Raw genomic sequence first — 20,172 nt, forward strand, 5'->3', positions numbered from 1 at the left:
GGCTACGACCTCCTGTCAGATCGGTCATCGAGATCGGTTCGATCTGACGGAGCCTCCGAACTCGGCGGTTCCGTTCTGCCATCGAATTCCACTACCGTCGAGGGTATGAGCGATACCCAGTGGACAATCCTTGGTGAGCAGGTACTCGACGAGAACCGCCACATCCGGTTGTCGACTGCTGATATCCGTCTGCCGGATGGGGTGGAGTTCACCCAGTACGTCGCCAGGATGCCACGGTGCGCGATGACCCTGGTGCTCAATGACTCCCGCGAGGTGCTGCTGATGTACCGGCACCGGTGGATCATCGACCAGTGGGTATGGGAGCTGCCTGGCGGGTATGTCGACCACGCCGAAGACGTGGCATCGGCAGCGGCCCGAGAGGTCGAGGAAGAGACCGGATGGCGTCCGCGCACCATGCAGCACCTGGTGACCTACCAACCCGCGATCGGCACTCTCGACCATCCGCAGGAGGTGTATCTCGCTCGTGGTGCTGACCTCACGGACACACGGCCGGACATCAATGAAGCCGAGGCGATTCGGTGGGTGCCGCTCGATGAGGCTGTGCAGATGATCGGCCGTGGCGAAATCATCGGAGCGGCAACGGTAGTCGGTGTGTACCGGGCGCTCACACTGCCTTAGCTGCGACCACCCGTTGACGGAAGTCCGCGACTTCTGGCATTTCCTCGTAGGCGGCGAGGCGTGTCCGCACATCGCGCAGGTAGGCGTGGGTTCGGCGGGACTCCATTCCACCGGACAATTCGAGCGCCTGTGCACCGACTCGGACCGCTTCGCGCGGGTCTTCCACCGCGAGGCTCGACGCGAGTAAGCACAAGTTGAACACACGCCCGCGCTGGTATCCGTCGCTCATGTCCAGCGACACTCGCGCCAGTCTCGTCGCACGATCGTGCTCGCCGAGGTCCTGGAAGCATTGACCGGCTTTGGCCGACATGTACGCCGAGTCGAGGTAGGTCAGCCAGTCGGGGCGGTTCGCCTCGCCCCGATCGAATGCGCGCTCGGCCTCGTTGAGCGATGCACCGCAGGACCGCTCGTCGGACCGTGCTGCATGCCCGTGCGCTTCAACCAGATGGCAACCGGCTTCCAATGTCGGAAGGCCCGCCGAGCGCGCCGCGATTCGCGCCGCCCGAGCGAGATCGATTGCGTCACCGGGGCGGCCGACGTAGGTTGCCTGATGACTCATCGCGGCAAGAATCTCCGCGTTCAGCGCAGCATCGCCTGCTGCGCGTGCCATCCGCAGCGACTGGATCAAATACCTTTGCGCGAGGCCATGTTCTTCGAGGTCGTAGGCGGCCCAGCCCGCGAGCTTCGTCAGCTCGGCCGCTGCAGCGAATAGCCGCCGTCCGATCTGTTCGGTGTAGCTGCCACGCAGAAGCGGAGTCACCGAGGTGTGCAGGTAATGCACGACCGTGGAGCGCACCTTGCCACCACCGACCTGATTGTCGAGATCACCGAACGCCGTGGTCATCGTGCGCACAGCGTCGATATCAGCGACCCCGACGCGACGCAGCCCGTTTGATGAGACCGGGTGTTCATGACCCGGCATGGTCAGCCACCGCATGCTCGCGGCCGGGTAGACCGCGACGGCGTAGGCCGTGCCCTCCAGGAACCGGCGACGCTCCACATCACTCCTCCACAACGCGGTCGCCGAGGCGGTCGCCTCCGCGAGGCTCAATGAGAATTCCAATCCCAAGTCGGGCGACTCCGCACCCGACATACCGCAATCGGCGGGCGCCACGCGACGACCACACAATTCGGTGAGGACCTCCGCAATCAGATGTGATCCCGGCTGCGTCGGTTGCTCACCGGTCAGCCATCGACCGACCGACGTGTGGTCGTAGCGGAGTTCGACGCCGATTGATCTGCCACGCTCGACAATTCGGCGCGCAAATCCTTTTCGGCTTGCTCGGGTCTCTGCGAGTAGTTCGGCAAGCTGATGATTTGGCTGCTTGGGGTGTCGGCCCATATTCGCAGTGTGGCACGGCTACCGCGACAGTGACGACCATCAGCCGATTCCGCACACCCCCCGCGCACACACCTACCCGTTGCGCGCGCCTTACATGCTGCCACCTAACGAGGTGTGCTGGAAAAGCCCAACGACATCATCGCGCCCCTCCACCAATGGGCCCAGACGATGACGACCGACGACCCGGTTCGCGAAGCGACCGCCGAGCGCCCCAGGTCGCCGAGCCGACGAACAGAGGTGACCCTGATGACCAGCACCCTCGAAACCAATGTTCTCGCCCTCCTCGAACGGGGCGGGATGCTGACCGCCGACACGATCACCTACAACCTCAACAGCTCGAGGTGGCGTGTGTCGCGTGTCCTGCACGCGTTGCACCGCAACGGCGATGCCTTTCAGAATCGGCGGGCGCAGTGGCAGATTTCGGCCGGCCAGCGTCGCCCGCGACGGCAGTCGACTCGATGAACCATCTCACCCCGCCGACCCCTACGCCCCGTCCGCCACTGGCCGACCTGGTGACCACGCTGGAAACGATGCGCGAAGCCGGATGGGTCAGGTCCGCGCCCGGTCCGACACCGCTTGACGCGACAAACCCGACCCAGCCACACGTCCCGCCCGCTGAAATCCCGGGAAATGAGCGATGACGCAAACCGGCCCACCCGCCAACACATTCGCCGAAACACCGCGCTCACGGTGTGAGTTCTACCGGCGCGTGTGTTCCCTGCCCACCGTCATCGACCCGGCTACCGGGCGGATCACGATGCGGGCAGGGCTGGTCGGTGCGGTGATGATGCCGACCGATCTGGCGCACCGGGTCAAAACCAGCCTCGATGTTCGTGGGGTCGCGCCGTTGCCGATCATCGGCCACCCCCGCGCAGCCATGTGGACCTTTTTGGTCAGGGCCGATATCCGGCCGATCGGTGATCCCGAACAGGTCGCCCGATTATGGGAAGCGCGGGTGGTGGTCATCCGTGAGGGCGATATAGCTTTGCCGTCCCCGGCCCCGGACCCTTTGATGGTCCGTACGTGGGTATCTCCGGCTATCAGCGTGTTCCGGCCCTCCGGAGCGGTCGTCATCGAATGCGCCCTGGGGTGCATACACCGGCGGCGTAGGCGATGAACCACGGCGGTCACTCACCCTGCCCCGACGAACCCGATATCCATCTCACGATCCAGTTCTCCAGTGTGCGAGTGGATTTCGTCGCGTGCCTGACGGCAGCGCTGGTTTTCGTCTGCGAGGTGGCCGCCCGCCGACCCGGCACCGTCGCCGTGGATTCCAGACACTGCACGGGGTTTCCCCGCCTGCCATGCGAACGCCTGTATCTACTGCCCTGACCCGACTACCAACCGAATGCCCGCGCGCGCCCGGTGAGACCACACCTCACCGGCCCCAATCCGCGCCGCACGGGCGGCCCCGGAATCGTTCCCCCGGCGATATCCCGGGGCCACACCAACCTTCGATCCACCCACTCACAACTGAACGAAGGGAGCACGGTGATGTCCCGTGCTGCGATCCCCGTCCATGTCGACAAAGACACCACCTTGCGCATCAAGATTATTGACGCATGCGGCCTGACTTGCACGTTCTGCCACAACGAAGGCACTCCGGTAGCCGTTGACAACCGACACCGTTTGCCTGGCGAGTTCCTCGCGGCCGGACCGAGCGGGCGGATGTCGATTTATGTCCAGACCAACGGCGCGGCCTTTCTCCCGGCCCCGGTTCCTGACAACGATGAACTCGCCTATGCGCTTACTGCACTCGGTGATGCGCTGGAGCTGACCGAAGTGCACCTGACCGGCGGCGAACCGACCTTGCATCCGGGCGTCGCCACGCTGACGAAGATCGCCGTGGATGCCGGGTTTCGAGTCGGCATGACCTCCAACGGAGAACGCGGTGAGCGCGTGATCGGTGATTGTGCCGCTGCCGGGCTGGACCGGGTGAATTTCTCGATTTTCGGGACCACCGCATCCGAACTCGCCGACGTGCAGCACGCCCGGTACCGCAATCCTGTTCTGGCCCAACGCAGAATCGACGCACTCGAACGTTCGATCGTGGCGTGCGAGACCCATGGAGTCAAAGCCAGCGCCAACATCGTCGTCCCCGACCACACACACGCCCCACGAGTGCACCGGCTGCTCGATGAGTTCTCCCCGAACCTGACCGTGCGGTTGCTGATGTCACTCGACCACGGCGATAGCTCGATCACCGCGATCGAACATATCCTCGCCGTGCGGGGCGCTGTTGCCGAAGCCCACTACGTCACGGCCGGAGGTTCCAACTCGCGCACCGCTTACCGCCTGCCCGATGGACGGCGCATCCTCTTCAAGCACATCCGCCCCGTCCGATTGCCGAATACCTGCACTGGATGCCGGTTCAACAACGGCACCGATTGCGAGGAAGGGTTCTACGGCGTGCGGCTCTACTACGACCGCACCGGCACTTTTCAAGTCGGAGTGTGCATCCAACGTATGGACCTGTGCTTGCCGCTAGCCGAATTCCTGAGTAGCCCCTTACGCACCGAAATCCTCGGACTTCGCGAGGCCGAGTACACCCGGCTCACGACCCACCGAGTCGGATAACCTCACCCCAAAGGCAACCCTGAAGGAGTCCCCGTGCCCATCGAGCACGAAGCGAAGATCCTCGACATCGACCCCGACACCATCGAGCGTCACATCCTGGACAAAGGCGGTCACAAGCTCGGCGAGCGATTCATGCGCCGCTACGTCTACGACGTCACTTCCGGTGTCGATGGCAAGTGGATCAGGTTGCGCGACGACGGGAAACGAATCACGCTCGCGGTCAAAGAGATCACCAGCGACGCCATCGACGGCACGCACGAGGTGGAGGTGCGTGTCGATGACTTCGCCGCTACCAACGCCCTGCTCGACATGATGGGATTCTCTGCGAAGTCGTACCAGGAAACCAAGCGAACCAGCTACACCCTCGACGGCGCAGAACTCGAACTCGACACCTGGCCCGGTATCCCGCCGTATCTCGAGATCGAGGCCGCAACCAAGGCCGACGTCGTTCGTGTCGCCGAACTGCTCGGCTATACCGAAGCTGACCTCACCGGCGAGAACACCATCAAAATCTACGCACGCCACGGAATCGACCTCAACACGATACGAGAACTGCGCTTCTGAAAGACGGCCCCCGAATCCGCTGCGGAGCACACGAACAGCACAACGCGAAAGGCGCCGGTTGCTCATCAAAGTGTGAGTGTCCGGGGCCATCGTTGTGCATCGACCGAGAAATTGACGCAGGAGCGGGGCGGACCGATTACATGCGAGCTACAGCCGCACCCCTTGAGAACGGCGAGCCTCCCCCTGGTACCTGACCGCCTCGTCCCGGTGTGAGCCGCACCGACGGCACGTGTGTGAAACTCGCGCGGACTAACCCTGCTCGTTGTCAGGATCGCGGCAGGCCGAGGACCCGTTGGGCGATGATGTTGCGCTGGATCTCCGAGGTGCCGCCCGCGATGGTGCCGGCGAAACTGCGTAGGTATCGCTCGAACCAGCTGCTCGTGAAGCACTCCAGGTTCAGTGGGTTCGGTGGCGCGCTCACCGCGGGATGGGTCAAGCCGTCCGGACCGATGTTGTCCAGTGCCCGTTCGGCGGCCGACTGCACCGCCTCGGAGCCGAGCACTTTGAGCACGGACAGGGTCGCCACGTCCTGTTCGCCCCGTGATTCCCTGCCGAGGGCGGCGGAGCCGAGTAGGCGGAGCGCGAAACTGTCCATGACCAAGCGGGCGTAGCCGTCGTTGTCGAGCGCGGTGCGCGGGTGGAAGTCGACGAGCATGTCTTCTAGGCGGTTGGCGAAACTCAGCCAGAGCAGCGTGCGTTCGTGGCCGAGCGAACCGTTGGCGACCGACCAGCCCTCGTTCTCCGGCCCCACCCGATTGGTCACCGGCACCCGGACGCCTTCGAAGTAGACCTCGTTGAAATCGAGGTCATCGGCCGCGCACGCCGACGCGAACGGCCGCACGGTCACGCCCGGGGTGTCGGTCGGGATCAACAGGACGCTGATCCCCTTGTGCTTGGGCGCGTTCGGATCGGTGCGCACGAACGTGAGCAGGACGTCGGCGTCATGGGCACCGGAGGTCCAGACCTTCTGACCGTCCACGACATAGTGGTCACCGTCGCGGACCGCCCGCGTGCGCAGCCCCGCGAGATCGGACCCCGCTCCCGGTTCGCTCATCCCCAGCGCCGCGGTGATCTCGGCGCGCAGGATCGGCACGGCCCAGTCCCGCTGCTGTTCCCCCGTGCCGAACGACAGGAGCGAGGCGGCGATGATCCCGACACCCTGCGGATTGAAACTGTGGTAGATCCGCCGCTTGGACAGCTCTTCGAGATAGACGTATTGCTGCAGGACCGAGGCGTTGCGGCCACCGAACTCCGGTGTGTTGGTCGGCAGCAGCCAACCGCTGTCGAAGAGCAGTCGTTGCCAGCGCCGAGCCCATTCCGGGACGTGCGCACTGGATTCGGACCGCTGGGTCGCCTCCGCCTCGCTCGGCAGGTGCTCGGTCAGGAACCCGACGAACTCGGCGCGGAATTCCTCGACATCCGGATCAAAGGTGAGTTGCACGGTATTCCTCCGCCACGATGGCCCGATGCTCGGCCGCGCCGCCGAGCAGCAGTTCGCCGGCCTTGGCGCGTTTGAGCGCGAATTGTAGGTCGTTCTCCCAGGTGAAACCCATGGCCCCGAACAGCTGGACGCCGTGCTTGAAAACCAGCGACTGACATTCTCCCGCAGCGGCTTTGGCCATGGACGCGGCCAGCCGGCGCCGCGGGTCGTCGGCGGCCAGGCACAGTGCGGCGAAGAAGCCGAGCGCGCGCGCCCGTTCGATCGCGACGTGCATGTCGGCCGCCTTGTGCTGCACCGCCTGGAACGACCCGATCGGCACGCCGAACTGGTCGCGGCCGCGCACGTGCTCGAGCACCAGGTCCAGGATCCGACGGCAGGCGCCGACGGTGGTCAGTGCCATGCCGGTGAGCGCGCACTGGTGGGCGCGCGCCACGTCGGCGTCGACCCGATCCGAGGCGGCCACCGCCACGTCGTCGAATGTCACGTCGGCCACGTGCAGCACGGGGTCGAAAACCGGTATGCGGCGGGCACTTACGGCGCCCGTATCGACAACGAACACGCCGGCGTCGGTGACCACCGCCAGTCGCGCGGCCCGGTCGCCGTCGAGCACGTGCCGCGCGGTGCCGTGCAGGCGCCAGCCCGCGCCGTCGTGCGCGGCGGAGACCCCGCTGTACACCGCCGCGCCCGGGCGGTCCACCCGGCCCGCTGCCGCGACCAGCGGGGCGAACTGCGACATCGTCGCCAGAAACGGGGTGGGATCGGTTGCCCTGCCCAGTTCCTCGAATACGATGCCCAGTTCGACGGCCGCGGCCGGATCGGCGAGTTCGGTCCAGCCGAGGCCGACATAGGTCTGCCACAGCGCGGCGGGATCGACGCCCTTGTCGACGACATCCCGGATCAGCGGTGGTGCGCACTCCTTGGCCGTGACGTCACGGACGATCTCGCGCAACAGCCGCTGATCGGAGTCGAACTCGAACAGCATCCAGGCCTCCGCGCTACTTCAGCATGCTGCCGGCGTCGACCGGCAGCGATACGCCGGTGACGAACCGGGCCTCGTCGGAAACCAGGTAGAGCACGGCATTGCTGACATCCACCGCATCCACCCACGGTGTGGGCAGGGTGTGGAACATCCGGCAGATCGGCTCGAGGTCGGCCGGGCCCGGGTTCTCCAGGTCCGGGCGGAACAGTTTGTAGGTGCCCTCGTTGAGCAACATGGAGGTGCTCACGTGCGTGGGATGCACCGCGTTCACCCGGATGGACTGGTGTCCGTGTTCCACCGCGAACGTGCGCATCAATCCGACCACCGCGTGCTTGGCCGCGACGTAGTGCCCGACGTTCGGGTAGGCCTTGAGGCCACCGACCGAGCCGGTCAACACGACGGCACCGCCACCGGCCGCGATCAGATGCGGCACACCGGCTTTCACGGTCTTCCAGACGCCGCCGAGATTGACGGCGATCATGTCGTCCCAGAGCGTCTCGTCGAGGTCGGCCAGCGGACCGCCCTCGTTGCCGATGCCGGCGTTCGCGACGATGATGTCGAGCTTGCCCAGCTGCTCCACACCACTGTCCACGGCCTGCTTCAGCGCGTCGTAGTCGCGCACGTCGACCTCGGCGGTCACCACCCGCCTGCCCTCGGCCTTCACCAGTTCCGCGGTCTCGGCCAGATCCTCGGGGGTGGACATCGGAAAGGGCACATTGTCGAGTTGCTTGCAGACATCGATGGCGATGATGTCGGCGCCTTCCTGGGCCAGCCGCACCGCGTGGCTGCGACCCTGGCCGCGCGCCGCGCCGGTGATGAAGGCGACTTTGCCGTCGACCCGTCCGGTCATGGTGAACCTCTTCTCGTTCAAGGGAATTCAGGGATTGGGAGTGAAGGTGATGTGCAGATCGCTGAGTCCGCGCAGGATGAATGTCGGCTCGTAGCGGTAGGTCCGGTCATCAGGCGCACCGTGGTGGGCTTCGTCGATGCCGATGTCGAGCATCCGGTCGAGAATGCGCTCGATCGACACCCGGCCCTCGACGCGCGCCAGCGGACCACCGGGGCAGGAGTGCACGCCGCGCCCGAATGCCATGTGCTCACGGAAGTTGGCGCGGTCGAGGCGGAATTCGTGCGGATTCTCGAATCGGCGCGGATCCCGGTTCGCCGCACCGGGGCAGAACATCACGGTCGAGCCGACCGGGATGTCCACGTCACCGACGGTGGTGGCGCGTGTGGCCAGCCGGAATCCGGACTTCACCGGCGAGTCCATCCGCAGTGTCTCTTCGATGAAGGTCGGGATCAGGCTCCGGTCATCGCGCAGCGCCTGTTGCACTGCGGGATTGTCGGCCAGTACCCGCATCGCGGCGCTGAGCAGTTTGGCGGTGGTCTCCTGCCCGGCGGCGAAAAGGAAGGTGGCCGAACGCACTACGTCGATCACCTCGGGGGTGGAACCGTCCGGGTATTTCGCCAGCGCGAGCGAGGTCAGCACGTCGTCGCGCGGATTGTCGCGGCGTTCGGAGATGTAGCCGACGAACTTGTCGTCGAGCCATGCGAGGGGATTCGTGGCGAGGGATTCACTGTCGAGCGCGCCGACTCGCTGGCCGGGCTGGGCCGCACCGAGCACGATCCTGAACTGTTCGTGGTCCTCCTCCGGCACGCCGAGCATGTCGGCCACCACCAGCAGCGAGAACGGTTTGGCGTACTCGGACAGGAATTCCGACTTGCCCGTCGCGAGGAACTCGTCGAGCTGGCGGTCGGCCAGCCGCCACATGAAGTCCTCGTTCTCCTTCAGCCGCGCCGGCGTGAGCAACCGGTTCAGCACCGACCGCGCGTAGGTGTGTCGCGGCGGGTCCATGGTCACCATGTGCTCGAACATCGGTAGTTGCGCACGGTGCTGCTCGATGAGATCGGTGATGTCGTCACCCTCGATCGCGAAGGGCAACGGCGGGAACGGGCCGCCGACGGCGACAGCGGAGGAGAACAGGTTCGCGTCGCGCAGCACCTCCACCGACTCGTCGTAGCCGGTGACCGCGTAGACGCCGTAGTGCGTTTCCTTCTTGACGGGGCACTGCGCACGCAGGTGATCGAAATAGGGATGCGGATCCGGCACCAGGTCTGGATCGGCGAAATAGTCGACGGTGTCGAAATCGGTCATTCGGATCCTCCTCGGAAACTGCATTGTCTATCTGTGAGAATAACATTCTCGCAAGGTAATAACAGGGTCGGGGCAAAATGAATGCGCGTCAATTCAGGGCAGATAGACCCGGCTCGCCAGCCAGCGTCCGTCGACGAGTTGCATCGTCATCAACACACGGCTGCGATCGACCCGCGGATCGGTGGAGGCGGCGTTGGTGACCGTCTGGTCGATGAACAGCAGCACCTCGACCTCGGTATCGGTCGCCGACTTCACCGCCGCGTCCAGGACCGCGCCTTTGCCGGTTGCCTTGTTCTCTTGCAGCAACTGGCGCAACTGACCACTCGAGCGGGTGTACATGTCCCGGAACTCGCCGGTCGACCCGTCCAGCACCGCGGTGAAGTCGCGATCCAGATTGCTGGAATCGACGCTGGTCAGGGTCACCGCGTACGTGCGGGCTGCCTGCAGTGCCGCCTCGGCCGCGCTGTCCACCGCCCGCTCCTCGCGCAGCTGCCAGCCGAGTACACCGGCGCCGATGAGCGCCGCGACAGCCACGAGGGCGAGCGCGGGAACGGCCGCGCGACGCGCGAAACCAGCCAGCCGTCTACCGCGGTCTTTTCGTTCGCTCGACGCCGAGTCGCCGGACTCCGCGGCAGCGGTGGCCGATTCAGCGGCAGTGGCGTCACCGGACTGCTTCGGCGACCGCGAATCATCCTTCTCGGCAGTCTCTTTCACCTCGTCGTCGTCGGTCGGCAGGTCGGCTACGGCAATGTCGGTATCGCTCATGGTGTCGTTCCTCGCGGTAGGGATCGAGCTCGGTCGGCGGTCTGGTCCGGTCATCGGTGTGGAGCGGGGGGCGGATCGGGCAACGGCGGGCCCGCGAAGGTCAGGGGCAGCGACAGCGGTCCCACCGGTGTCTGGAACGTTTGCCGGACCGCGGGCTCGCCGGGTGGCGGCGGGCCGGGGATCGCGGCACCAGGCGGGCGCGGCGCGTTGGCGGCGCCACGGATCAGGACCGACGGGTCGGTGTTCGGGCAGTACGTATACCGGTACGGCTCGGGAAAATCGGGCAGCGACGGCGACCGGCGTGGCAGGTCGTAGTCGCAGGAATAGCGGGGATACAGGTTCACCAACCCCCAGACACCACCGTCGTGGAAGGCGACCGCGATCGCGTCGAGGGTGGATCCGCCTCGCTCGGTCGGGAAGAAGAATTCCTGGAAAGCAGGCACTCGCGCGCCGGTGACATCGGCGACCACCCCGAGGTTGTCGAGCAGCTTCGCGCCACCGTCGGCGTTGCGGGCGAGCACCGCGTCCAGCGCGCGCAGCGTTCCCGGCGACGCTTCGAGCAAGGCCGCGTAACCACCGGATTTCGCACTCATCCCGGCCATCACCTGATTCATATCGGTGGCGAACGCACCGAGGCCGGGGGCGAAGTCGCGCACGGTCCCGAGCACCTGTCTGCTGTCGCGCAGCAGGCTCACCGTCTGCGGCAGCACCTCGTCGAGCGTGGAGATCAGGAAGATGCCGCCGTCGATGATGTCGGCCAGCTTCTCCGGCCCCTGCGGACCGACCCCGAACCCGTCGACGACCGCCGCCAGCTGAGCCGGCTCCACTTGGGCCAGTGTGGAATCCAGCTGACTGAGGGTCTGCCACAGCGGAGTCGGCGTGCTGGTGCGTTCCACCCCGATCTCGGCGCCGTCGCTCAGGTAGGGACCGTCGTCGCCGGTGGGCCGGAAGTCCAGGTACTGCTCCCCCGCCAGTGACAGGCTCGCCACCCGGACCTCGCCGTCGGCCGGTACCGCGGTGCCGGAGTCGATCACCGCCACCGCGACCAGCCCGGATCCGGTGAGTTCCACCGACTCCACGGTGCCGACCGGCACCCCACGCAGGGCGACGGTCCGGCCGGTCAGCAGCCCGCCCGAATCGGCGAGATGGACGCGAACCCGGTAGGTCGACGCGGCCGGATTCACCCCCAGCGCACCGAATGTCAGATAGCCGATGCCGATCACCAGCGTGAGCACCAGCGACACCGCCGAGGCCGCTGCCCGCCGTGCGCGGACCGCGCCCACCGCGTCGACCACCAAGCGGGCAAGGGCTTCACCCACACCACCCGTCATCGGCCCGCTCCGGTGATCCGGCCCTGCAGTCGAAGCAAGGTGTAGGTGAGCGTGCCGACGAAGTTCGTCCAGTCCCTGGCGTCCGGCAGCCTGCTCTCCGGATCGCCGGGGTGGTTCACATCGGGCAGCACACCCAGTGCCAGATCCTGGAAATCCGCGTCCGTGCTGGCCGCCGTGCTTGTGGTCACCGCGATCACCGGTCCGAGCATCGAATTCATCGCCGCCACACTGGCTTCGGGGTGGGTCGCCGCGGCGTTGAGCTGCTCGGCGATCCGGTTGATATCGGCGATCATGCCGGTGGTCTCGGTGCCGTCGAGACCGGGGAACCGCGCGAGCTGCTCGGAGATCCGGCCGACCTCACCGACCAGCGACAGCGCCTGGTCGGAGTTGGCGCGCAAGGTGTTCAGCGCGGGTCCGGCGGTGGCGAGGACCTCGTCGATGGTGCCGGATTGTTCGTGCACTGTGCGCGCGAGCTGATCGACTTCCGCCAACGTCGCGCGGATGTCGGCCGACCGTGCGGCGAGCGCCTGCACCACCCGGGTCGACTGCGCGATCAGGTCCGCCATCCGATCGCCGCGGTCCCCGACCGCATGGCCGAGCCCGTTGACAATCGTCGTGAGATTACGCAGGGCACCACCATTGACCAGCAGCGATGCCGTGGTGAGCAGTTCCTCGACAGTTGCCGCGGCGGAGGTGTGCTCCCGGGCGATGCGGTCGCCGTCGGCCAGCGCAGGCGTGGCGGGCGTCGCTTCGGCGGGCGCGGTCAGCGAGACGAAGATATCGCCGAGCGGGGTGGCCGAGCGTAGTTCGGCGGTGGACCCCAACGGCAGGCGAACCTCGCGCCGGATGCTCAATGTCACGACGGCGGTGTAGTCGCGCACCACCATCTCGGTCACCTCGCCGACGTCGGCGCCTGCCAACCGCACTTTTGCTTTGGCGGGCAAGTTCAGCGCGTTCGCGAATTCGGCGTGCACCGTGTAGCTTTCGCCGCTGCCGCCGGGCGCGGGCAGTGGCAGGTCGCCGAGCCCGACCGCGCAGCCGGTCCCGCCGACCAGCGCCGCGAGCGCGAGCGCTCCGGCACGACACCAGGCGCTCATCGCGGCAACCTCGACATCGCCTCTAGCATGTCGGTGATCCCGAAGTCGGGCCCGAAATCCTGCAATGTCCCTGTCGCGCAGCCGAGTTGGCGCAGCCCGAGGATATTGCAGAATTCCTTGACCAGCTGGCCGTCGAAGAAGACCTTGTCCAGCAGGGCGTGCACGCGGACACCGCGATAGTCGAAGTCGACAGCGTTGTAGGCGTTGTTCAGCAGCAGCGGTGTCACGTCGATGAACTCGGCGAGCTCGCTGCGATAGTCGGCCATCGCCTTTGTCACGGTGGCGCCGTTGGACAACGTGGCCGACAGCGTGCCCGCGTTGGCGGTGAGCAGCGCGTCGGTCTGGCGCATGATCTCGACGATCTGGGCGCCCGTACCGCCGGTGCCGATGCCCAGATCGGCCACCACGTCACCGAGTTGCCTTGTGGCGGTGCCGAATTCGCCGACGACGCGGTCGTTCTCGGCGGCGGCGCGCAGCAGTTCGGCGAGTTGGTGCACCAGTTGGGTGATCGTCTCGCGGGTGGCGTCTCCGCCGTCCTCGCCGAGTTTCAGCGCCACGGCGAGCTGATCGAGGGTCTCGCGCAGTGGCGCACCGCTGCCGGTGGCGATCGCCGACGACGCGGTGAGCAACCGCGCGACCGGGCCGTCACCGGGCCGCTCACCTTCGAGTTCGCCCGCCATTCGATCGGCGGCGCCGAGCAACCGGTCGAATTCCACCGGCGTGCGGGTGCGGTCAAGGCCGAGGCGCGCACCGTCCGGCAGCGTGGGCCCACCTCGGTAGACGGGTGTGAGTTCCACATGGCGGTCGGTGAGTACCGATGTCGACAGGGTGACTGCCCTGACATCGGCGGGGATCGCGACATCACGATCGACGGCCAGGGTGACCTCCACCTGGGAGCCGCGCGGCTCGACGGCGGTGACCTCCCCCACCGGCATGCCGAGCACCGCAACGGCATTGCCCACATACAGGCCGGCGGCATTGTCGAACATCGCGGTGACGGCGGCTCTGCGTTCGCCCCGGATCGGGCTGTCCGCGGATCCGGCGGCGACGCCGATCCCCAACACCACAGCGGCGGCCAGCAGTACGCGTCCGGCTCTCATCGACAGTCCTCGAAGTAGGGGGGCAGGTTCGCCGTCTCCGCGCGCCCGCCCAGCGCGCACATCCACGAATCGATCAGCGGCCCGGCCGGCGCGGTGAAGTCGACTTCGTTGGCGGTGCCGGAGGCATTGGCGAAGTTGCGCACCGGAATCGGCAGGATCTCGAGCGTGCTGCGCAGGAGCTCGTCGTTGCGCGCGAGGCTGCCGAGCAAGCCCTCCAGACCGGTCAGCAGGGCGTCGACGGCGGGGCGGTCGTGCACCACCAGGGTGCGCACCTGATCGGCGAGATCGCGGGTGGCGCTCATCAAGCGCACCACCGCGTCGCGGCGCGCCACGATCTCGTTGAGCAGGTCGGTGCCCTGGGCCATCACGGCCGCGAGGTCGGCTTGCTGGCCGTGGATCACCGAGGTGAGCGTCGCGGTACTGGTCAGCAGTGCGCTGGTCTCCCCGCGCCGCTCACCGATGACGGCGGCCAGCGCGCGCAGGTTCGCCAGCATGGCGGGCAGCACCGAGGGCATGCCCTCCAGCTGTCCGGCCAGGGTGGTCAGCGAGTCACCGATCTGGGCGGTGTCGATCCGGTCGAAGGTAACGGTGGCGTTGTCCAGCGCGGTCTGCAGGTCGTAGGGAACTTCGGTGTGCGCCAAGGGAATCCGCCGGTCCGGTAGCGCACCCTCGCCCGCGGGCCGAAGCTCGACGTATCGGGCGCCGAGCAAGGTGGTCAGCTTGATCGCCGCACCGGTCTCGGCGCCGAGCGGCACCGCCGCGTCGATGTTCAGCGAGACCAGCACTCGATCGCCGACCAATCGCGACGCGCCCACCGTGCCGACCCCGACCCCCGCGATCGTCACCGAGTCCCCGTTGCTGATCCCGGCCGCCTGGGCGAACTCGGCTTCGTAACGCACCGTCCCGACACCGACCGCGCTCACTCCGACGGCGCCGACGGTGGCCGCGAGCAGGAGCACGACCGCGATCAGCCCGAGCAGGCCGCGCGAATGCTCCTCGATCGGCCGCTGCGCCAACCGGATCCACTGTCGTACAGGTAGTTTCATCGTCGCCTCACCGGCAGATCGGGGAATACTCGGGTTGCCCGCTCGGCGTGGCGAGGCCGACAACGGTCGGCACCAGCGCCTTCAGCGACGGCAACAGGGTGATGTTGAAGTTGCACAGATAGGTGCTCAGGTACGCACCCTCTTGACTGACCCTGGCCAGCCCCTTCATCAGCGCGGGCAGGTTGAAACCGAGGTAGGCGAAGTTCTCCTTGTTCTCCTCGAAATGCCGGGTGAAGCCGGGCTCGCGGTAGAGCATGGCGTCGAGTTCGGGCCGCACATCGTTGAGCAATCCGGCCATCCGGCCGGTGACCAGCGCCGTCGAGTCCAGCGTGCCCAGTAGTTCGTCGCGGTGCGCGGCCAGCCCGCCGATGATCACCCGCGACTGGGTGATGAGCCCGCTCACCTCGCCGCTGTGGCGCGCCAGATCGCCGACCACCTGGTTCAGATTCCCGATCACCGCACCGAGCACCTGGTCGGGCCCGGCGAGCGACTGTGCCAGTTCCGATATCTGTTCGATCAGCAGGACCAGGGAGGTCTGATCACCTTGCAGCGCCTTGATCAGCGCGCCGGTGACGTTGTCCACCTGGGCGGGGTCCAGACCACCGAACAGCGGCTCGAAACCGTTGAGCAGTGCGGAGATATCGAAGGAGGGTTCGGTGTGTTCCACCGGGATCTCGGCACCCGCCGCCAGTGGCGTGCGCGCACCGAAGTCGGCGAGCGCGAGACCGAGATAGCGCTGCCCGATGACATTCTGATAGGTGATCGAGGCTTTGGTATCGCCGTAGAGCACTTGATCGTCCTGCACCCGGAACCGCACCCTGGCCTGGATACCGGCCAGTTCGATGCCGTCCACCCGGCCGACCCTGACCCCGGCCATTCGCACGTCGTCGCCGACCCGCAACCCGCTGACATCGCTGAAAATCGCTGAGTACCGGTGTGTTTGGCCGTTGATGTCACGGTCGAGCGTCACGTAGGTGACCCAGATCAGCGCCATCGCGACCGTGACGAACAGACAGACCCCGATCAGCGGGCGGCGGTAGCTCATCGGGTGCCTCCCATGGGAAAGGGGCCGTCGGCCAGCAACGGCACGAGCACGGATTCGGCACCGTTCTGGTTTCCGCGCAGCGCTCGCTCGATCAGTGCGGTGATCTCGGGCGGCAAAGCGGCCACCCCCGGGTCGGCGGGATGCGATCGCGGGTCCATGACGGGCGGCAACTCCTCGATCGGCACCGACGTGGGGGCTGTCGCGCAGCTCGGGCCCGCCAGCTCTCCGTAGCGCGGGCAGTCAGCGCGGGTGTAGGGCGTGTGTGGTGTCATCCGGAACTGGAACTTGCCGCGCCCACGGGGGCTGTCGGCATTCCAGAATTCCTGGTACCACAGGTCGGACAGTTTGCGGATACTCACCACGATCTGGCTGAAAGCCGGTGAGCCCGCCGCGAATACATCGAGGACCGGGCCCATGTTGTTCGTGATGTCGACGGCCTGGTCGGTTCGGCGGTCCAGCGTGGCGCCGACCGTGCCGACCGTGCTGCCACCGGCGGTGAGCAGTCCCGCCAGCTGGCCGTTCTGTTCGGCAAAGGTACGCATCGGGAGCACGGAGTGATGCAGTGCGTCGAGCAGTTCGGGGGCCGCGGCGGTCAAGCCGCGGACCGATTCCGCGAGCATCGTCAGGGTCGGTGGGCCGCCGTCGTCGGCGAGCAACGCGTCGAATTCCTCGGTGATGCGCTCGAGCCGGGCACCCGCACCGACCAGATCGGTTCCGCGCCGGTCGGTCGCCTCGGCGACCGCGGCGAGCACACCCACCGTGCCCGCCGACCCGATCCGCGCGGTGGCGGCGATGATCTCGCGCAGTTTCGTCAGTGCGGTCTGTAGCTGCACCGTGGACAGGCTGGTGTCCTGCCGGATCTCGGCGTTCGCCGTGAGCGGCAGGCCCGGACCGTTGTCGACCAGCTGCACCGACGAGACCGCGAACACATTGCTGGGCACGACCCTGGCCGTGACGGTGCGTGGGATGCGTTCGGCGACAACAGGATCGAGCAGCAAGCGGACCCGGTTGGCCGAGCCCGCGCCGGCCGGGGACACCCCGTCGACGATGCCGACCAGCATCCCGCGGAACTTCACGTCGGAGCGGGCGGGCAGTCCGTCGCCGAGTTGTTCCAGAACGGCTGTCACCTCGACCTTTTCGTCGAATCGCCCGGTCGACCTCATCAACAGCGCGGTGACCCCCAGCGTCACCACCACGATCACCACGACACCGCGAAGGAGCAACGCCCAGCCGGCGGGACCGCGGCCGTCCTTCTCGAAGAGCACAGACATGAGCTCAGCCCCCCAGCCTGGCACTGGCACCGATGCCCCAGAGCGCGATCGTGAGCAGCAGATTCACGATGATCATCAGCGAGATCGCGGCGCGCATCGCCCGTCCGGCGGCGACGCCGACGCCCTGGGGACCACCCGCGGCGTAGTAGCCGTAATAGCACTGCACGGTCGAGGTGATGATCACGAAGAGCACAGCCTTGCCCAGCGAGTACGCGATGTCCGGCCCGTTGAGTACCAGCTGGAAATAGTGCTGGTAGGTGCCGGCGGAGAGCCCGCCCGACAGCCCGACGACCGCTTCCACCGCCAGGTAGTTGGCGGCCAGGCAGACGAGATAGAGCGGGACCATCGCCACGATCGAGGCCAGCAATCTGGTGCTCACGAGGTAGGGCACCGAGCGGATGGCCATCGACTCCATGGCGTCGATCTCCTCGGCGATGCCCATCGCTCCCAGCTGGGCGGTGAATCGGCAGCCCGCCTGGGCCGCGAAGGCCAGCGAGGCCATGATCGGCGCCAGTTCCCTGGTCGAGGCGGTCGAGGCGATCAGGCCGATGGTCGGTTCCATCCCGAGCAGGTGCAGGGCGTTGTAACCCTCCAAACCGACAATGGCCCCACCGGCCGCGCCGAGCACGATGATCACTCCCGCAGTACCCCCGCCGACAACGATCGAGCCGTTGCCCCAGGTGATGTCGGACAGGATGCGCAGGAATTCGCCACGGTAGTGCCGCAGCATCACCGGGATCGAGAACAGCGCGCGGAACAGGAACGAGAACATGTGCCCGACGCGCATGATCGACACACCGGCATGCCGCGAGACCCGCAGGACGGTGCGCGTGCCGCGCGGGCGGTACGGGCTCGCCATCACAGCCCCTGCCGGGGGAACAGGATCATCGCCAGCTGCGTGAAAACGACGTTCACGAGCATCAGCAGCAGGATCGAGGAGACCACCGTCGAGTTGACGGAATTCGCGACGCCGGCGGGCCCACCCTCGGTGTGCAGGCCCTTCTCGCAGGCAACGACGGCGACGATCATGCCGTAGATCACGGCTTTGACCAGGGTCAACCACAGATCGCTGACGGTGGCGAACGAGGCGAACGTGGTGACGAAACTACCTGGCGCTCCGTTCTGCGCGAACACGTTGAACAGGTAGCCGGCCAGAAATCCCACGAAGCACACCACACCGGTGAGCGAGACACCGACCAGCACGGCCGCCGCCACCCGCGGCACCACGAGGCGCCGCACGATCGAGACGCCCATGACTTCCATCGCGTCCAGCTCGTCACGGATCTTGCGCGAGCCCAGGTCGGCGCAGATCGCCGAGCCCACCGCCGAAGCCATCAGCAGCGCGGCCACCATGGGCGCGCCCTGGCGAATCACCGCCAGCCCACTGGCGGCGCCTGCCAGCGAGGTCGCGCCGACCTGACCGGCCAGCAGACCGAACTGGATGGACAGGGTGACTCCGATCGGGAGTGAGACGAAGATGGTCGGCAGTACGGCCGCCGAGGACATGAACGCCGACTGCCTGACGAACTCCCCGAACGCGAAACGTCGTGTGACGATGTCGGTGACGAGGTATTGGATTGCGCGGACACCGAGGATGAACTGCCCACCCACCGTCTCCAGTGCGGCGACCGGGTGACGCTTCAGGTAGCCGTGCCACCACGCCACGATCGCCCGGGTCGCGGGCTTTGCCTGCGGAGTCCGGACTTCGCCGTCCGGGGTTTCCCCGGCCGCAACTTCGCGGTGGATCGTCATCGCTGGTCTTTCGGGTCGGCTGGGCCGCGACACAGCGCGGCGAGAAGGAGCGGACATTCGCTGCACCACTACCCGGAAACGTGCTTCTCCATTGTGACCATCATTACTCGCACCCGTCAAGAGTGATGACGAACTAACAGGAGAATGTCATTCTCATGGCGTAGTCGACAACGGTCACCCAGCAAGGACCGAACCCACCCAGCGAATGCGCGCCAACCGCGGTACAACCGCACGTTGACGCGCTTCTCGGCACCACTGAGCCAACTCCGCCGGAACCAGTCGACAGCGGTGATCACACGTCGAGTCCGCCGGGGACTCGACCGCAGGAACTCTCGCTACGCGAGCGGCACGAGGTCGCGCATCCGCTCCCGGAACGAGGGCGGGAACAGGGCGCCGGACCGGAAGGACTCGATCGGCGACCTCGCCTCGCCGGGGAATCCGGCGGCGGCCAGCGCGCACGACTTGAACGCCTGCGCGGCCACACTCACGCGGTGGCAGGACGCGCCCACCCGCGCTTCCAGTTCTTCGGGAAGGCTGTCACCCCAGACGGCGACCTCGGTCAAACCGTTGTCCAGGCAGTCGAGCACACCGGCGCGCACCTCGCTTTCGGCGAGGTAACTCTGCACGGATACCGCGACAGCGGTGGGCCACAGATCATGGTTCGCCTCCGCCAGCGCCGGTCGCAGTTCCAGCACGGTGGCGCCGAGAATCTGCAGCGCGCCGACGTTGTCGAGGTCGGACACGAGAACGGTGACCTCCCACCCCGCCGCGGCCCGATCGAACAGCCAGCCACCCGCGTGCCGAACGACGTCGGCGGCGTCAGGGCCGACGACCGCCAAACGGTGACGTAGCGGATGCCGGTGCGCGTGCGCGCGCCAACGAGTCGCGGAATCGACGGATCGTGTAGCCATATCTTCCATCCCGTTATCGCGTACGAAAAGCCGTAACGGTCGCCTCGGGGGTGACCTGGCAGCGCCCGCCTGTTGTGACGCAGCACTACCGGTCTCGCGGAACGCAACTGCTGCCCACAGTAATTCGATTCTCCTCGGCGCGATGGACATTCTCCGA

At 66.7% G+C, this 20,172-nt stretch carries 20 protein-coding genes; 5 read left to right on the forward strand and 15 right to left on the reverse strand.

Features of this window, described 5'->3' with window-relative positions:
* Positions 1 to 105 precede the first annotated feature (105 nt).
* On the forward strand, positions 106 to 639 hold the full coding sequence (locus tag ACQHI0_RS13520; RefSeq protein WP_427908283.1) for an NUDIX hydrolase: 534 nt from the start codon (positions 106 to 108) through the stop codon (positions 637 to 639).
* Here ACQHI0_RS13520 and ACQHI0_RS13525 read toward each other — a convergent pair.
* Positions 626 to 1,483, reverse strand: a complete 858-nt coding sequence (locus ACQHI0_RS13525; RefSeq protein ID WP_427908284.1) for a hypothetical protein — start codon at positions 1,481 to 1,483, stop codon at positions 626 to 628. The two genes, ACQHI0_RS13520 and ACQHI0_RS13525, sit on opposite strands and share 14 nt — an antisense overlap.
* A 744-nt stretch (positions 1,484 to 2,227) precedes the next feature.
* Here ACQHI0_RS13525 and ACQHI0_RS13530 point away from each other — a divergent pair.
* The 4 genes from ACQHI0_RS13530 to ACQHI0_RS13545 all read left to right on the forward strand — a co-directional run bounded on the left by ACQHI0_RS13530 (position 2,228) and on the right by ACQHI0_RS13545 (position 5,122).
* Entirely contained in the window at positions 2,228 to 2,443 is a 216-nt protein-coding gene (locus ACQHI0_RS13530; RefSeq protein ID WP_427908285.1) for a hypothetical protein, read from the forward strand.
* A gap of 175 nt (positions 2,444 to 2,618) precedes the next feature.
* Positions 2,619 to 3,098, forward strand: coding sequence for a DNA-directed RNA polymerase subunit beta (locus tag ACQHI0_RS13535; protein ID WP_427908286.1), 480 nt, complete (start codon positions 2,619 to 2,621; stop codon positions 3,096 to 3,098).
* A gap of 377 nt (positions 3,099 to 3,475) precedes the next feature.
* Positions 3,476 to 4,558, forward strand: coding sequence for a radical SAM protein (locus ACQHI0_RS13540; protein WP_427908287.1), 1,083 nt, complete (start codon positions 3,476 to 3,478; stop codon positions 4,556 to 4,558).
* A 33-nt stretch (positions 4,559 to 4,591) separates the two neighbouring features.
* Complete coding sequence (locus ACQHI0_RS13545; protein WP_427908288.1) at positions 4,592 to 5,122, forward strand: class IV adenylate cyclase; 531 nt, start codon at positions 4,592 to 4,594, stop codon at positions 5,120 to 5,122.
* Positions 5,123 to 5,387: 265 nt separating this feature from the next.
* Here the strand turns inward: ACQHI0_RS13545 and ACQHI0_RS13550 are convergent, their stop codons facing one another.
* The 14 genes from ACQHI0_RS13550 to ACQHI0_RS13615 form a co-directional block, all read right to left on the reverse strand.
* Positions 5,388 to 6,563, reverse strand: coding sequence for an acyl-CoA dehydrogenase family protein (locus tag ACQHI0_RS13550; RefSeq protein WP_427908289.1), 1,176 nt, complete (start codon positions 6,561 to 6,563; stop codon positions 5,388 to 5,390).
* Entirely contained in the window at positions 6,547 to 7,545 is a 999-nt protein-coding gene (locus ACQHI0_RS13555) for an acyl-CoA dehydrogenase family protein (protein WP_427908290.1), read from the reverse strand. The genes ACQHI0_RS13550 and ACQHI0_RS13555 overlap by 17 nt, the downstream gene beginning before the upstream one ends.
* A 13-nt stretch (positions 7,546 to 7,558) precedes the next feature.
* Positions 7,559 to 8,392, reverse strand: a complete 834-nt coding sequence (locus ACQHI0_RS13560) for a mycofactocin-coupled SDR family oxidoreductase (RefSeq protein WP_427908291.1) — start codon at positions 8,390 to 8,392, stop codon at positions 7,559 to 7,561.
* 27 nt (positions 8,393 to 8,419) lie between these two features.
* Positions 8,420 to 9,697, reverse strand: a complete 1,278-nt coding sequence (locus tag ACQHI0_RS13565; protein ID WP_427908292.1) for a cytochrome P450 — start codon at positions 9,695 to 9,697, stop codon at positions 8,420 to 8,422.
* A 93-nt stretch (positions 9,698 to 9,790) separates the two neighbouring features.
* A complete protein-coding gene (locus tag ACQHI0_RS13570) occupies positions 9,791 to 10,462 on the reverse strand; it encodes a hypothetical protein (protein ID WP_427908293.1) in 672 nt (223 codons plus the stop codon).
* 50 nt (positions 10,463 to 10,512) lie between these two features.
* Positions 10,513 to 11,793, reverse strand: a complete 1,281-nt coding sequence (locus ACQHI0_RS13575; protein WP_427908294.1) for an MlaD family protein — start codon at positions 11,791 to 11,793, stop codon at positions 10,513 to 10,515.
* Complete coding sequence (locus tag ACQHI0_RS13580) at positions 11,790 to 12,890, reverse strand: MlaD family protein (protein WP_427908295.1); 1,101 nt, start codon at positions 12,888 to 12,890, stop codon at positions 11,790 to 11,792. Before ACQHI0_RS13580 ends, ACQHI0_RS13575 begins: the two co-directional genes overlap by 4 nt.
* Positions 12,887 to 13,990 carry an MCE family protein gene (locus ACQHI0_RS13585; protein WP_427908296.1) on the reverse strand — a complete coding sequence of 368 codons (1,104 nt, stop codon included), beginning with the start codon at positions 13,988 to 13,990 and terminating at the stop codon, positions 12,887 to 12,889. Before ACQHI0_RS13585 ends, ACQHI0_RS13580 begins: the two co-directional genes overlap by 4 nt.
* Positions 13,987 to 15,036, reverse strand: a complete 1,050-nt coding sequence (locus tag ACQHI0_RS13590) for an MCE family protein (RefSeq protein WP_427908297.1) — start codon at positions 15,034 to 15,036, stop codon at positions 13,987 to 13,989. The genes ACQHI0_RS13585 and ACQHI0_RS13590 overlap by 4 nt, the downstream gene beginning before the upstream one ends.
* Positions 15,037 to 15,043: 7 nt before the next feature.
* Entirely contained in the window at positions 15,044 to 16,081 is a 1,038-nt protein-coding gene (locus tag ACQHI0_RS13595) for an MlaD family protein (protein WP_427908298.1), read from the reverse strand.
* Positions 16,078 to 17,352, reverse strand: coding sequence for an MlaD family protein (locus ACQHI0_RS13600; protein ID WP_427908299.1), 1,275 nt, complete (start codon positions 17,350 to 17,352; stop codon positions 16,078 to 16,080). The genes ACQHI0_RS13595 and ACQHI0_RS13600 overlap by 4 nt, the downstream gene beginning before the upstream one ends.
* A gap of 4 nt (positions 17,353 to 17,356) precedes the next feature.
* Positions 17,357 to 18,211, reverse strand: a complete 855-nt coding sequence (locus ACQHI0_RS13605) for an ABC transporter permease (protein WP_427908300.1) — start codon at positions 18,209 to 18,211, stop codon at positions 17,357 to 17,359.
* Positions 18,211 to 19,104 carry an MlaE family ABC transporter permease gene (locus ACQHI0_RS13610; protein WP_427908301.1) on the reverse strand — a complete coding sequence of 298 codons (894 nt, stop codon included), beginning with the start codon at positions 19,102 to 19,104 and terminating at the stop codon, positions 18,211 to 18,213. Before ACQHI0_RS13610 ends, ACQHI0_RS13605 begins: the two co-directional genes overlap by 1 nt.
* A gap of 335 nt (positions 19,105 to 19,439) precedes the next feature.
* A complete protein-coding gene (locus ACQHI0_RS13615; RefSeq protein ID WP_427908302.1) occupies positions 19,440 to 20,015 on the reverse strand; it encodes a hypothetical protein in 576 nt (191 codons plus the stop codon).
* Positions 20,016 to 20,172 lie beyond the last annotated feature (157 nt).

The sequence above is a fragment of the Nocardia sp. FBN12 genome (genome assembly GCF_050320175.1).
Taxonomy (GTDB): Bacteria; Actinomycetota; Actinomycetes; order Mycobacteriales; family Mycobacteriaceae; genus Nocardia.